General features: G+C 66.7%; 9 protein-coding genes. 7 read left to right on the forward strand and 2 right to left on the reverse strand.

Features of this window, described 5'->3' with window-relative positions:
• Nucleotides 1–5 precede the first annotated feature (5 nt).
• From fhuE to API01S_RS15870, 4 genes are all read left to right on the forward strand, one after another.
• Nucleotides 6–2,357 carry a ferric-rhodotorulic acid/ferric-coprogen receptor FhuE gene (fhuE, locus tag API01S_RS15850; protein WP_167351718.1) on the forward strand — a complete coding sequence of 784 codons (2,352 nt, stop codon included), beginning with the start codon at nt 6–8 and terminating at the stop codon, nt 2,355–2,357.
• 122 nt (nt 2,358–2,479) lie between these two features.
• Nucleotides 2,480–2,989, forward strand: a complete 510-nt coding sequence (locus API01S_RS15855) for a sigma-70 family RNA polymerase sigma factor (RefSeq protein WP_039884484.1) — start codon at nt 2,480–2,482, stop codon at nt 2,987–2,989.
• The gene (locus API01S_RS15860) at nt 2,986–4,005 is read left to right on the forward strand and encodes a FecR domain-containing protein (RefSeq protein ID WP_061305211.1); all 1,020 of its coding nucleotides are present in this window, start codon (nt 2,986–2,988) and stop codon (nt 4,003–4,005) included. The genes API01S_RS15855 and API01S_RS15860 overlap by 4 nt, the downstream gene beginning before the upstream one ends.
• Nucleotides 4,006–4,122: 117 nt before the next feature.
• Nucleotides 4,123–6,633, forward strand: coding sequence for a TonB-dependent siderophore receptor (locus API01S_RS15870; RefSeq protein WP_254598600.1), 2,511 nt, complete (start codon nt 4,123–4,125; stop codon nt 6,631–6,633).
• A gap of 1 nt (nt 6,634) precedes the next feature.
• Here API01S_RS15870 and API01S_RS15875 read toward each other — a convergent pair whose 3' ends face one another.
• Nucleotides 6,635–8,284, reverse strand: a complete 1,650-nt coding sequence (locus API01S_RS15875) for an ATP-binding protein (protein ID WP_244976580.1) — start codon at nt 8,282–8,284, stop codon at nt 6,635–6,637.
• Between the two features lie 182 nt (nt 8,285–8,466).
• On the opposite strand from API01S_RS15875, the gene API01S_RS15880 reads away from it, so the two are divergent.
• From API01S_RS15880 to API01S_RS15890, 3 genes are all read left to right on the forward strand, one after another.
• Nucleotides 8,467–8,988 carry a sigma-70 family RNA polymerase sigma factor gene (locus API01S_RS15880; protein WP_061305219.1) on the forward strand — a complete coding sequence of 174 codons (522 nt, stop codon included), beginning with the start codon at nt 8,467–8,469 and terminating at the stop codon, nt 8,986–8,988.
• Nucleotides 8,985–9,962 (forward strand): FecR domain-containing protein, encoded by a 978-nt coding sequence (locus API01S_RS15885; RefSeq protein ID WP_061305221.1) that lies wholly within the window; start codon nt 8,985–8,987, stop codon nt 9,960–9,962. The genes API01S_RS15880 and API01S_RS15885 overlap by 4 nt, the downstream gene beginning before the upstream one ends.
• 98 nt (nt 9,963–10,060) lie before the next feature.
• Nucleotides 10,061–12,535, forward strand: coding sequence for a TonB-dependent receptor (locus API01S_RS15890; RefSeq protein ID WP_061305223.1), 2,475 nt, complete (start codon nt 10,061–10,063; stop codon nt 12,533–12,535).
• A gap of 12 nt (nt 12,536–12,547) precedes the next feature.
• Here the strand turns inward: API01S_RS15890 and API01S_RS15895 are convergent, their stop codons facing one another.
• The gene (locus API01S_RS15895) at nt 12,548–13,603 is read right to left on the reverse strand and encodes a lactonase family protein (RefSeq protein WP_061305616.1); all 1,056 of its coding nucleotides are present in this window, start codon (nt 13,601–13,603) and stop codon (nt 12,548–12,550) included.
• Nucleotides 13,604–13,608: the final 5 nt, after the last annotated feature.

Here is a 13,608-nt window from a genome sequence, read left to right on the forward strand (position 1 = left end):
GCTTCATGCTTACTTCCCTGGTGCTGGCCCTGGGCCTGGCGCTGGGCGCCGCGCCCCAGCCGGCGCGCGCGCAGACCGCCAACGTGTCGGTCAACATCGGCGCGCAGCCGCTGGGCGATGCGCTGCTGCAATGGGCCGCGCAGACCAAGGTGCGCGTCTTTTACGCGCCGGACGTGGTGGCCGGCCTGTCCACGCGCGGCCTGCGCGGCAGCATGGCGCCCGAAGCAGCGCTGCGCGGCCTGCTGCAAGGCACGGGCGTCGCGTACCGCTGGCAGGGCGACAGCATCATCCTGACGCGCGAGGGCGGCGTGACCAGCCTGGCGCCCGTGACCGTGCTGGGTAGTTCCGATCCCACGGTGACCGAGGGCACCGGTTCCTACACCACGCCGGCGTCGGCGGCGGCCACCGGGCTGACGCTGTCGCTGCGCGAAACGCCGCAGTCGGTCAGCGTGGTGACGCGCCAGCGCATCGATGACCAGAACCTGCGCTCGCTGGACGAAGTGATGGGCAACGTGGTGGGCGTGCAGGTCGTCAGCGAAGACTCCGACCGCACCGACTTCTGGTCGCGCGGCTTCTACATCGACAGCCTGCAATACGACGGCGTGCCCACCACCATCGGCCTGTCCATGTACGGCGAATCCGACAACGATTCGTTCGTCTATGACCGCATCGAAGTGGTGCGCGGCGCGACCGGCCTGATGACGGGCGCGGGCAACCCCGGCGCGTCGATCAACCTGGTGCGCAAGCACGCCAACAGCAAGACCTTCACGGGCGCGGTCAGCGCCGGCTTCGGGTCGTGGAATCAATATCGCGGCACGCTGGACATGTCCACGCCCTTGAATGAATCAGGCAGCGTGCGCGCCCGCATGGTCGCCGTGTACCAGGGGCGCGATTCCTACATCGACCTGTACCACGCCAATAAAAAAGTGTTCTATGGCGTGATCGACGCCGACCTCACGCCCAACACCACCCTGAGCATCGGCGCCGACTACCAGGACAAGCGCCCGCGCGGTTCGACCTGGGGCAGCCTGCCCGTGGTGTTCAGCGACGGCACGCCGACGGACTGGCGGCGTTCCAAGACCACGGCGGCCGACTGGACGTATTGGCACACCACCAACGAGACGATGTTCGCCACGCTGTCGCATCGCTTCGACAGCGATTGGGAAGTGCGCGCCGACTGGTCGCATCGCAAGAGCAAGTACGACGCCAAGCTGCTGTATTTGTATGGCGCCCTGGACCGCGAAACGGGCACCGGCTTGCGCGCCTTGCCCGGCTATTGGAATTCCTACGCAGATCAGACCTCGCTGGATGTGCAGGCCAAGGGGCCGTTCAGCCTGTTGGGCCGCAAGCACGAAGTGGTGGTGGGCGCCATGCGCAGCCGCTATGGCGAAGACTTCTACCGCTATGGCTTCGAAAGCGCATCGCTGGCCAGCACCGGCAACTTCTATCAATGGGATGGCTCGTTCGCGCAACCCAACTGGACCGATGCGACGCTGCGCGACACGGTCACGCACCAGCAAGGCGCGTATGGCGCGGTGCGTTGGTCGCTGACCGACAACCTGACCGCCATCACGGGCGGCCGCTACGCCACCTGGGAATCCAAGTCCGACACGCGCGACCAGAAGGACTCGAAGTTCATCCCCTACGCGGGCGTCGTCTACGACATCAACGACACGTACTCCACCTACGTCAGCTATACCGACATCTTCCTGCCGCAAGACAACCGCGACCGCAACGGCAACTACCTGGATCCGGTGCAGGGCAAGAACTACGAAGTGGGCATCAAGGGGGAATACCTGGATGGCCGCCTGAACACGTCCATCGCCTTGTTCAAGGTCAAGCAGAGCAAGGTGGCGGTGCTCGATGGCGATGCGCTGGTGCCCGGCTCGATGGACCAGGCCTACACGACCGCCGACGGCGTGACGACCAAGGGCGTCGAACTGGAAGTGAGCGGCCTGCTGGCGCCCGGCTGGAACGCCTATGCGGGTGGCACGTACTACACCAGCCGCGATTCGCAGGGCGTGTCGGTCAACACGGAACGGCCGCGCGCGATGGCCAAGCTGTTCACCACCTATCGCCTGCCGGGCGACTGGAGCCGGCTGACCGTGGGCGGCGGCGTCAACTGGCAGATCTCCACCTACAGCCAGGTCAGCGCGGGCGAGGGCACCGTCACCGCCAAGCAGAAGGCCTACGCAATCTACAACCTGATGGCGCGCTATGACTTCAGCTCGACCTTGTCGGCGCAGCTCAATGTGAACAACCTGTTCGACAAGAAGTACTACCTGGGCGGCGTCGCGAGCCAGGTGTACTACGGCGAACCCCGCAGCGTTTTCGTCAATCTGACCGCGAAGTTCTGACGCGCGGGCGCGTACCCGGCGTCGTCGCCATGCCCATCTTGAAAACGATTCAAAGATAACTATAATTGCGAATCATTTTCATTTTGTTTGGATATCTGGCGGCGACGCCGGGGCGCTCCGCCATGCCATCCTCTTCCTACGCGCCGCACGCCGAGGTGCAATCGGTCTATCAGGCGCACCACCAATGGTTGCGCAATGTGCTGCATCGCAAGCTGGGCAACGCCTGCGATGCCGCCGATGTGGCGCATGACACGTTCGAGCGCCTGATCCGCGCCAATGTGCGCGAACCCTTGAACGAGCCGCGCGCTTATCTGCGCACCATCGCCACGCGGCTGGTCATCGGCCGTGCGCGGCGCGCGGCGCTTGAAGCAGCCTATGCCGAATCGCTGGCCCTGCAACCCGTGGCGATGGAACCCTCGGTCGAGCACCGCGCCTTGATTCTGGAAGCGCTGGAACAGATCTGCCAATTGCTGGACACGCTGCCCATGAACAGCCGCCGCATTTTCCTGATGGCGCAGGTGGACGGCCTGTCGTATGCCGACATCGCCCAGCAATTGGGTCTGACGCCCAACGCCGTGCAGAAATCGCTGGCGCGTGCGCTGGTGCATTGCTACACCGCCGTCTACGGATGAGCCGCGGCCTTGTCGATGGCGCAAATCTGTTGCGCCCGCACGCCCCCGAGGCGGGACGTGTCGATCCCAAGGTCCTGCGGCAGGCGGCTGACTGGTGGACGCGGCTGCGCGAAGGCGCCAATGATGCGGACCGCGCGCGCTTCGAGCAGTGGCGCGGGGCCGAGCCGGCGCATGAACTGGCCTGGCAGCGGCTGACCGCCTTGACGCGTGATGTGGCCACGGGCGTAGCCCAGGCCGGCCATGACGTGGCCGCGCACACGCTGCGCCAGGCGCCGTTGATCCAGGCACGCCGCAATACGCTGCGCTGGATGGTGTCGGCGGCGGGGCTTGGGCTGGGGGCGTGGGCGGCGGCCGAGAGCGGCGCGGTCCGCCGTCTGTCCGCCGATCTGCGCACGGGTACGGGCGAGCGCCGCGCGCTGACCCTGCCGGACGGCGCAAGGCTGGAATTGAACACGGCCAGCGCGGTGGACCTGCGTTACACGGCCACGTTGCGCGAAGTGGTGCTGCGCGAAGGCGAAATTATGGTGACCAGTGCGCAAGACGCCCATGGCCGGCCGTTCCAGGTACGCACGCGCAGCGGCATCGTGACGCCCGTCGGCACGCGTTTCGTGGTGCGCGACCTGGACGATGGCCGGGCGCTGCGAGTGGCGGTGCTGGAAGGCGCGGTGGACGTGCGCGGACCGGATGCGGCCGATGCGCCGCGTCGCGTGCAGGCGGGCAATCAGATGGACTATTCACCGGGGCGCGGCTACGCGCGGCGTCCGATTGAGGCGTCATCGTCGGCCTGGGTCAACGGCATGTTGATCGCCGATGAAATGCCGCTGGCGGATTTCCTGCTGGAGCTTGGCCGTTATCGGCCGGGCAGGCTGGGTTGTTCCGGCGAGGCGGCCGCGCTGCGGGTGGTGGGGGCGTTTCCGCTGGCCGACACCGATCGCGTGCTGGACATGCTGCAAGACGTGCTGCCCGTGCGCGTGCGCCGACTCACCCGTTACTGGGTGTCGGTGGGGCTGGCCTAGAAGTTTGTAACCGGAACGGCGTAATGCGCCGCGCCGCGCGTCATGGAAGGAAAGCAGCCCGTAAATCGTTGGTGCTCGGCGCTGCGCCTTTCGTCCATGAGCCAGGAATCTCCCTTTATGTCTTCTCGTCCTGTTCGCGCGCCGTCGCCCGAGCGCATGTCCGCCCGCAGCATCCCTCTTGCCTGCATGCCGGGTCGCCATTTCCTGCCGCGCAGCCGCCTGAGCCTTGCCTTGCATCTGGCGCTGCCCCTCATCGCGCTGGCGGCCAACTGGCCGTCGCCGGTGCATGCCCAGGCGGCTGCCGCCACGCCGCGCGCGGTGAACTTCGACATTCCAGCCGGCCCCTTGAGCACGGCCCTCGGGGCGTTTGGCGTACAGGCGGGGGTGATGGTGGCGTCCGACCCGGCGCTTTCCGCTGGCGCACGCACGCAGGGCGTCTCCGGCGCACACGCGGTGGACGCGGCGCTGGCGCAACTGCTGGCAGGCACGGGCTTGCAGGCCGTGGGCCGCGCGGGTGGCGGCTATCGCCTGCAAGCCGCGCCGGCAGCGGGGCAGGCTGCCGCAACGCTGGCGCCCGTGACCGTGACGGGCAGCTACAACGCCACGACGGACGGCACGGGGTCGTACACCACGCCCGCCGTCACCATCGGCAAAAGCACGCAGGCGCTGAAAGACATTCCGCAATCCATCACGGTGTTGACCCGCCAGCGCATGGACGACCAGGTCATGACCAGCCTGCCCGACGCCATCAACAATACGGCCGGCATGGTCGGCGTGCAGGGCGTGGGGGCGGGCGTGGCGATCAACTCCCGTGGCTTTCCGGTGGACCTGCTGCAATACGACGGCGTTTCCCTGCTGCGCAACAGCTACAGCCTGGGCAACTGGGAGCAGGATTCGCTGGTGTTCTATGACCGCGTGGAAATCCTGCGCGGCGCGGCGGGCCTGTTGCAGGGCGCGGGCAGCCCGGGGGGGGCGATCAACCTGGTGCGCAAGCGGGGCGGCGCGGAGCCCTCGGTGGTGTTGTCGGGCAAGGCCGGTTCGTGGGACCACTACGGTCTGACGCTGGATGCCGGCGGGCCGCTGAATCAGGCAGGCACGCTGCGTGGCCGTGTGGTGCTGGACGAAGACCAGAGCCATTCGTACATCGACTACGTCTGGGAGAAGACGCGCAACCTGTATGCCGCGCTGGACTTCGACGTGACGGATGACACGACGGTGGGCATCGGCATCAGCAACCGCTACAGCCGCTCGCGGCCGATGATCGTGGGCTATCCGCGCTATGCCGATGGCGGGGCCATTGACCTGCCGCGTTCGACCTACACCGGGGCCACCTGGAACCGCGCCAAGAACGATCAGACCATCTTCAACGCGGACGTGACGCATCGCTTCAATGATGACTGGCGCTTCAAGCTGGCCGGCGTCGCCATGAACGAAAAGAACACGACGGTGCACCAACGCGTCGCCAATTCCGTGCAGCGCGATGGCAGCGGCCTGTCGTATGGCGATTTCGGCGTGGACTTCACCGGCAAGCAGCGTGGCCTGGACATGTCGGTCAACGGCAATTTCACGGCGCTGGGCATGCAGCAGGAAGTGGTGCTGGGCGCGAACTATTCCAAGCTGACCACGAACGACCGCTTCACGCGCGTATGGGAAGGGGGCGGCAATATATTCGACCTGGATCACCATCGCCCGTGGCAGGATATCGACTCGATTGCCGCGGCCAGCGGCTACGATTCGCGCAGCCGCTACGACATCCGCCAGAAGGGCATCTATGGCACGTGGCGCGTCAAGCCCACCGAATCGCTGGCGCTGATCGGCGGCGGCCGCCTGGGCTGGTTCGACTATGCCTACAACAGCGGCGGTAGCACCACGACGTCCAGCACGTCGGGCAAGTTCATTCCCTACGCCGGCATCGTCTATTCGCTGACCGACAACTGGTCCGCCTACACCAGCTACACGACGGTGTTCGAACCGCAGACCGAGCGCAGCCTGGACGGCGGCCTGCTCAAACCCATCGAAGGCAATAACTACGAAGTCGGGATCAAGGGCGAACTGGCCGAAGGCCGCATCAATACGCTGCTTGCCGTGTTCCGCTACGACCACAAGAATCGCGCGGTCAACGATTACGACGCCGGCTTCGCGTGCGACGGCTGGTATTGCTCGCGGGCTTCGGGCAAGGTGCGCAGCCAGGGCGTGGAAGCAGAGGTGTCGGGCGAAGTGCTGCGCGGTCTGGAGCTGTACGCGGGCTACACCTACAACACCACCAAGTACCTGTCAGATCCCACCAACCAGGGCGAGGTCTTCAACACCTGGACGCCCAAGCACATGCTGCGGCTGTGGGCCAACTACAAGCTGCCCGGCATGATGAACCGCCTGAGCGTGGGCGCGGGACTCAACACGCAGACCGATACCATCAGCTCGGATCGTGCCTTCAAGCTGGCGGGCTTCACGATCTGGAATGCGCGCGTGGGCTATCAGGCCACGCCGGAACTGAGCATCGGCCTGAACGTCAACAACGTGTTCGACAAGAAGTACTTCGTGCCTTCCTACAACACCTTGAGCAGCAACAACTACTATGGCCAGCCGCGCAATATCATGCTGACCTTCCGCTACGCGCCCAAGCTGTAGATCAGCCGCCCATCAACGCGTGGACCTGGCGCGCCAGGTCATCCAGCGCAAAGGGTTTGGACAAGGTGGGCGCGCCAACTTCGGTCAGCGTCTGCGAGCCCGAGCCCGTGATGAACAGCACCTTCAGGCCCGGCCGCAGCATGCGGCCGGCCTCGACCACCTGACGCCCATCCATGCGGCCCGGCAGGCCCAGGTCGCAGATCAGCAGATCGATCTGGCCCGGCGCGGACAAGGCGCGCAGCGCGCTGGACCCATCGCTGGTCTGGATCACGGCATAGCCCAATTCGGACAGCGTCTCGACCACGACCGCGCGCACCGACACGTCATCCTCGGCGATCAGCACCGTCGCGCCAGCGGCGGCGCGAGGAGGCTCCAGCCGCGCCGCCAGTTCAACCGGCGTCAGCGTGCCGTCAAAGCGCGGAAAGTACAGGCTCATGGCTGTGCCCTGTCCGGGGCGCGAATTGACCTGCACCTGCCCACCGGATTGCCGCACGAAGCCATACAGCATCGACAGGCCCAGGCCGGTGCCCTGGCCCGACGACTTGGTGGTGTAGAACGGTTCAAAAATGCGATTCATGGTTTGCGGCGTCATGCCGCAGCCGGTGTCCGTCACCGTCATGCGCAGGTAGTCGCCCGTGGGCAGGCCGCGTTCGCGCGAAGTCTGTTCGTTGAGCGTGACCTTGGCCGTCTCGATGCCCAGGCGGCCTTGGCCTTCCATGGCGTCGCGCGCGTTCAGGCACAGATTGAGCAGGGCGTTCTCGAACTGGTGCGGGTCCACCCAGGCGACCCACAGCTTGGGTTCGCACGCCAGATCCAGCGCAATGCCCGGCCCGACGCTGCGGCGGATCAGGTCTTCCATGCCGCGCACCAGCTGGTTGATGTCCACCGCCTGCGGCGACAAGGGCTGGTTGCGCGAAAACAGCAGCAGGCGGTGCGTCAGCGCCGCGGCCTTTTCGGTGCCGCGCTGCGCCACTTCGATATGCCGTTCAAGCTCGCCCAGGCGCTGCTGCGCCAGACGCAGGCTGATCAGCTCCAGGCTGCCCGCGATGCCCATCAGCAGGTTGTTGAAATCGTGCGCCAGCCCGCCCGCCAATTGGCCCACCGCTTCCATCTTCTGGCTTTGGCGCAGGGTGTCTTCGGCCTGGCGCAAGGCTTCGGCCTGCGCGCGTTCGGCCTGCACGCGCGTGGTGGTTTCGATGACCGTGTCGATCATGCCGACCACCGCGCCCGTTTCGTCGCGCACCGGGCTGTAGCAGAAGGTGAAGGCGGCTTCCTCGGCCTGGCCGAATCGGTCGATGACCAGCGGGTAGTCTTCGATGAAGGTCGCTTCGCCCGCGAAGGCGCGATCGCAGATCGGCCCGATCATGGGCCAGGCTTCGGCCCAGATATCGCTGAACGCGCGGCCCAGCGCCTCGGGCTTGGCGCCCAGGATGGGCCGAAACGCATCGTTGTAGATCGTGATGAGTTCAGTGCCCCAGACCAGGCAGCACGGAAAACGAGACGACAACACCATGCCGGCCGCCACGCAGAGCGACGAGGGCCAGTCTTCAAAACTGCCCAGGGGCGTCGCGGCCCAATCGAATTGCGCCACCATCCTGCCCATCTCGCCGCCACCAGCGAGAAAAGAGGGGGAGGTTGGAAGGTTCTGCATGGTGGTTTGGGCAAGGGAATAGGTGCTTGATTCTATCTGAGCGCCAAGGCGAAGTTAAGCCGTCGCAAGCACCAGATTGCGAGGGTCGAAAACTGGATTTTCTGAAGGGAGGCGCGTGCGTTCGACGGCGCTTGATATAAAATAAAAATCGTTCCCATTTGCGATATTGCATCCGGTGCGTCTTGTCTGCTCCCGACTCATCCACCTTCGACTCCGTCACGAAACTCTATCGTGATCATCACGGCTGGCTGTCGACATGGTTGCGCAAGAAGCTGGGCAATTCCAGCGACGCGGCCGATCTGGCGCACGACACTTTTGTCCGCTTGATGACGGGCCGTCGCAAGGATGGCGCCGGCCCCGAGCCGCGCGCGCTGCTGACCCACATCGCCAAGGGCCTGGTCGTGGACCATTGGCGCCGCCGCGCGCTGGAAGACGCCTATCTGGCCGTGGTCGCGCAGCTGCCGCCGCGCGAGGCGCCGTCGCCGGAACACCGCGCGCAGATCCTGGAAACCTTGCACGCCATCGACACAACGCTGTCTGCGTTGCCCGCCAAGACGCGCGAGATCTTCCTGTCCTCGCAATTCGATGGCATGACCTATGCCGACATTGCCACGCGCGAGCGCGTGTCGCTGGCGACCGTCAAGCGCCACATGCAGCGCGCGCTGACCGCCTGCCTGATTGCGTTTGCGAGCCACGCGGCATGAGCGGCGCGATCGATCCCGCGCTGTTGCAGGAGGCAGCCGGCTGGCTGGTGCGCTTCCAGTCCGAAACTCTGTCCGCCAGCGACCGCGCCGCCTTTGACCGCTGGCGCGGCCGCAGCGCCTCGCACGAGGCGGCGTGGGCGCGCGTTGAAGACATGTTGCGGGGCTTCGGCCAGGTGCCGCCCGCCATCGCGGGGCAGGCGCTGCGCCGCCTGGATCGCCCGGCTCGCCGGCAAGCCATCCGGGCGCTGGGCGCGATGCTGGTGCTGGGGCCGGCCGCCGTGGCCGGCTGGCGCGGGTTGCCGTGGCGGGAATGGACGGCGGACGTGCGCAGCGCCACGGGCGAACGGCGTCAGCTGGATCTGGCCGACGGCACGCGGCTGGTATTGAACACGGCCACCGCCGTCGATATCCAGATAAGCGCTCGCGAGCGCGTGCTGTGGCTGCGCGCCGGCGAAATCCTGCTGACGACCGGGCGCGACCCGTCGCCGGTATATCGCCCCTTCATCGTGCGCACGGCGCAGGGAACGATACGCGCGCTCGGCACGCGGTTCATGGTGCGCGACGATGGCGGCGCCATCCGCGTCGCGGTGTTCGAAGGGGCGGTGCGGATCCAGCCTGAAGGCCGGGGCGTGGAAGTGGCTGCGGCCATTCTTGAAGCGGGGCAGCAAACGGGTTTCACCGCCGACGCCATTGAACCCGCGTCGGCCGCCGACCCCGCCTCGACCTCTTGGGAGCAGGGGATGTTGACGGTGCGCAACGGTCGACTGGCCGATCTGGTGGACGAGCTGGGCCGGTATCGCCGGGGCGTGCTGCGTTGCGACCCGGCCGTCGCCGGGCTGCGCGTGTCGGGCGCGTTCCCCCTGGCCGACATCGACGGCAGCCTGCGCCTGTTGGAAAAAACCCTGCCGGTCCGGATCCGGCGCGTCACGCCGTTCTGGATAACGGTGGCCGGCCGTACGGACGTTACACATTAATTGCCTTCGGGTTGAGCCTTTTTTCCGCTTCGTCCGGTGTACCGGGTGAACCGTCGCGACACGCGAGCGACACCCCGTCTCCTACGAAGGATCGTTTCATGGTTTTCCCACCACCCCGCACGGCGCGTCAGCCCCGTCGCGCCGCCACCCTGTCGCCCCTGAAGGCGCTGTCGACTGCGGCCGGCATGGGCCTGATGCTGCTGGCCGTGGCCGGCGCGCCCTTGACCGCCAAGGCGGCCGACGCCGCCAGCGCCGCCAATGCGCAAACGCGTCGCGCCTACGCCATCGGCCCTGGCCCGCTGGGCGATGTGCTGGCGCAGTTCGCGGCGGCGGCCGGCGTGCCGCTGTCGTTCGACCCGGCCCTGGTGGCGGGGCAGCGCAGCCCAGGCTTATCTGGAAACTACAGCGTGCGCGAAGGCTTTGCGCGCGTGCTGGGCGGCTCGGGCTATGCCGTCACCGAGCAGGGCGAGGGCGCTTATTCGTTGCGCAAGCTGCCCACGGGCGAGGGCGGCGCCGCGACCGTGCTGCCGACCATCACCGTGGCCGGAGCGGGCATGGCGCCGTCGGCCCTGCCGCCCGAATTTGCGGGCGGGCAGGTGGCGCGCGGCGCACGCATGGGCTTGCTGGGCAATCGCGACGTCATGGACACGCCCTTCAACGTCACCAGCTACACCTCGCAATGGCTGGACAATCGCCAGTCGGTCACGCTGGCCGACGCGCTGAACGCCGAACCCTCGGTGCGCTTTACCGGGCAGATCGGCGGCGTGACCGATTCCTTCTACATCCGCGGCTTTCCGATAGGCGAAGGCAACCTGGGCGAAATCGCGTTCGACGGCGTGTACGGCGTCGCGCCGAACTATCACGTCTTCACCGATTACATCGAACGCGTCGAAGTGCTCAAGGGCCCGGCCGCGTTGCTGTACGGCATGTCGCCCAACAGCGGTGTGGGCGGCGTGATCAACATGGTGCCCAAGCGCTCGCTGCCCGAAGACCTGACGCGCCTGTCGGCCGACTATGTGGGCGATTCCCAGTTTGGCGGCCGCGTGGACCTATCCCGGCGTTTCGGCAATGAGGGCGAATGGGGCGTGCGGGTCAACGGCATGCACCGGCAGGGCGACACGCCGCTGGACAATCTGTATTCGCGCACCGACATCGGGGCCCTGTCGCTGGATTACCAGGGGGAACGCCTGCGTGCATCGCTGGACTTGTTGACCCAGCATGAAAAAGTCGATGCGCCGACGCGGCCATTCCTGGTGGCGGCGGGCATCGACGTGCCGCGCGCGGCGGATGGCCGACGCAACGCCACGCAGCCCTGGGGCTGGTGGAAGTCGGACGGCCAGTCGGCGTTGCTGCGCGTGGAATACGACGTGAGCGACCGCCTGACCGTGTTCGCGGACGCGGGCGGCTCGGACACCGATGTGTCGCGCCTGTCCGACCAGACGCCCACCATCGTCAACAGCGCGGGCGACACGCTGGTCACGCCGAACAACTTCCGCTTCAAGGTGGAGCGCAGCACGTATAACGCGGGCCTGCGCGCCAAGCTGGACACCGGGCCCGTGCGCCATGCGATCAGCTTCATGGGCAGCCTGTATAGCGACCGAAACTCGCAGGCCAGCGTGTTCGGCACGCCGCTCAGTTCCAATATCTATCACCCCATCACGCGCCCCGAGCAGCACATACCCGCGCCGGCCAACGTGCCCAAGGTGTCCTCGTCCGACCTGAGCGGTCTGGCGCTGGCCGACACCATGAGCATCCTGGACGAGCGCGCGCAACTGACGCTGGGCGTGCGCCAGCAGCGCATCGAGTCGCGCAACTTCAACGCCACGACCGGCGTGCGCACCGTCAGCTATGACGAAAGCGCCACCACGCCGCTGGCCGGCCTGGTCATCAAACCGTGGAGCCACGTGTCGCTGTACGCGAACTACATCGAAGGCCTGAGCAAAGGCGACGTCGCGCCGGCCACCGCGTCCAATGCCGGCCAGGTGTTCAAGCCCTACAAGGCGCGCCAGAAGGAAGTGGGCGTGAAGGTGGAATTGGACAATGCGCTGCTGACGTTGGCCGCCTTCGAAATCACCAAGCCCAGCGGGCAGTTGACCAACGGCGTGTACGGCGCGGACAGCGAGCAGCGCAATCGTGGGCTGGAACTGAGCCTGTCCGGCGAACCCTTGCGCGGGGTGCGCCTTCTGGGTGGCGTGACGGTTCTGAACGCAGAGCTGACGCGTACCAATAACGCCGCCACGCTGGGCAATCGCCCCGTGGGCGTGCCGAAATTCTCGGCCAATCTGGGCGCGGAATGGGACCTGCCGTGGGTGGCCGGGCTGACGCTGACGGGCGGCATGGTGCATACCGGACGCGAATACGTCAACCAGGCCAATACGCAGTCGGTGCCGTCGTGGACCACCTTCGACCTGGGCGCGCGCTATGCGATGCGGGTCCAGGGCAAGGACGTGACGCTGCGCGCCAATGTCGTCAACCTGACCAACCGCGCGTACTGGTCCGGCGTGGCGTCCTACGGCACGATCTCGCAAGGCGTGCCGCGCACCTTGATGCTGTCGGCATCGATGGACTTTTGAACGCGCGCCGCGTCAGTCCAGCGCGGGCGCGAACACCATGCACACCGGGCTGCCCACGCGCACTTCATAGCCATCGTGGGCCAGCGTGCCATCCTCGGGGTGGACCCGCATGCGCACCAGCGTGTCGCTGTCTTCGTTCAGCGCGTACAGAAAGCGGTCATCGGGAGACAGCGTGAAAAAGCGTGGCGTGCGTCCGCCCGACGGCACGTGCTGCACTAGAGCGAGGCGGCCATTGTCCGGGTCCACGCGAAACACGGCGATGCTGTCGTCGCCGCGATTGGACACGTATAGATGGCGGCCGCGCCGGTCCATCGCGATACCGGCGGCGCGGCTGTTGCCGGTGTAGGTGTCGGGCAGCGTCGGCAGCACCTGGAAGGGTTGCAGCGCGCCGGCCGTGACGCGGTAGGCGGCCACGGTGTTGTCCAGTTCATTCACCACGTACAGCCAGCGGCCTTCGGGGTCGAACGCCGCATGGCGCGGACCGCTGCCTTCGCGCGCGCTGGCCACGCAGTGCGGCGCATCGTCCGCGCCCAGGTCGTTCAACGCGAAGACGAATACGCGGTCCAGTCCCTTGTCGGGCACAGCCACGTAGCGTCCGGAAGGATCGACCAGGTTGAAGTGCGGCTTGGCATGCGGCTGCTCTTTGCGGTGCGGGCCGGGTTCGCCCGGCATGGCGATGGATTGCGCCACCGGCTCCAACGCGCCGTCGCGCGCCACGGGCAGCACGGCCAGCGTGCCGCTCAGGTGATTGGACACCAGCAGGAAGCGGCCCGAGGGCGCCAGCGCCAGATGGACCGGGTTGCGGCCCTGGCAGGTTTGTTGGCGCCAGGGCGTCAGCGCGCCGCTGCGAGGGTCTCGATGCAGCGCGCTCACGTCGTGGCCGTCGCCGTGCACCGTGTACAACACGGGCAGCGTGGGGTGCGGCAGCAGGTAAGACGGGTTCACCAAACCGCCCAGCACTTGCGACAACGTCAGCGAGCCGGTGTCGGGGTCGTAGTCAAAGACGCTGATGCCGTCGCCGCGAGCATTGCGTTCGCGCGTGGTGCGTGAGCCGATATAAACGTGCATGGGCT

It is taken from the genome of Achromobacter piechaudii NBRC 102461 (assembly GCF_001571245.1).
GTDB classification, from domain to species: domain Bacteria; phylum Pseudomonadota; class Gammaproteobacteria; order Burkholderiales; family Burkholderiaceae_B; genus Achromobacter; species Achromobacter piechaudii.